This is a genomic window from Streptomyces sp. AA1529, assembly GCF_000280905.1.
Taxonomy (GTDB): domain Bacteria; phylum Actinomycetota; class Actinomycetes; order Streptomycetales; family Streptomycetaceae; genus Streptomyces.
In genome coordinates this window covers 1-904 of the sequence record NZ_ALAP01000095.1, presented here as the reverse complement: position 1 = coordinate 904, position 904 = coordinate 1, and the positions used below count along the sequence as shown (strand labels likewise).

Sequence of the window (904 nt, the reverse complement as noted above, 5' to 3'; positions counted from 1 at the left end):
TGAGCGTTTTCCAAGCTCAGTTTGAGCACGTCAGGTGCAGGGTGAGGACAGCTTGGACGAGGCTGGTGATGCGGGTGGTGGAGCATCGCAGCTTGCGCAGGAGTCGCCAAGTCTTGAGGGTGGCCATGGCCTGCTCGACGAGTGCGCGGATCTTCGCGTGCGAGCGGTTGACGGCCTGCTGACCTGCGGACAGCGTCTCCCAGCGCCCCCAGTAGGGCTGGCGCATGGTTCCGCCGGCACCGCGGTAGCCCTTATCTGCCCAGCACTCCACACCGGCCTTCGCCAGGGCGTCGATGATGCCGTGGGTGCGTGCGGCCCTGATGTCGTGGGCTGCGCCGGGCAGGGCGGGTGAGGCCCACAGCAGTCGACCGCGTGGATCGGTGATGACCTGCACGTTCATTCCGTGCTTCTTGTGCTTCCCGGAGTAGAAGGGCCGGTCGGCGGCAATGCGGTCGGTCGGCAGCAGCGTGCCGTCCAGGATCACGAACGCCTTGGCCGAGGCGGCCTGCATGGCTTCGGCGAGAGTCGGGGCGAGGGCGGCCAGGACCTCGACCGCTTCGGCGATGTACCGGTAGGCGGTGGTGGTACCGACGCCGAAGCCAGCCGCGAGTTGGGCGTAGGTGTGGCCGCACCGTAGATGCGCGAGCACGAGCAGGGCCTGCCGTCCGGCGGACAGCCGCCGCCATCGTGTCCCCATCTCGCGGCGCCGTGCGCGAAGGCGGGCGGAGAGGTAGCGCAGGGTCGAGGTGGACACATCGACGCCGGACGGGTAGACAAGCACGCGGAAGCTCCTGGTGGGACAGGCGATCTTGGTCGTGAACCCGTCTACCAGGAGCTTCTTCACGTCCGGACACCGCCCCTCCACCCAACTACGCACCCACCGCTCCAGGTTGGAAACACCTCA

General features: G+C 67.8%; 1 protein-coding gene. It reads right to left on the bottom strand.

What is annotated here, in order from left to right; translation table 11 throughout:
* Window positions 1-16: 16 nt before the first annotated feature.
* A complete protein-coding gene (locus A949_RS0128010; RefSeq protein WP_026005100.1) occupies window positions 17-781 on the bottom strand; it encodes an IS5 family transposase in 765 nt (254 codons plus the stop codon).
* Between the last annotated feature and the right edge of the window lie 123 nt (window positions 782-904).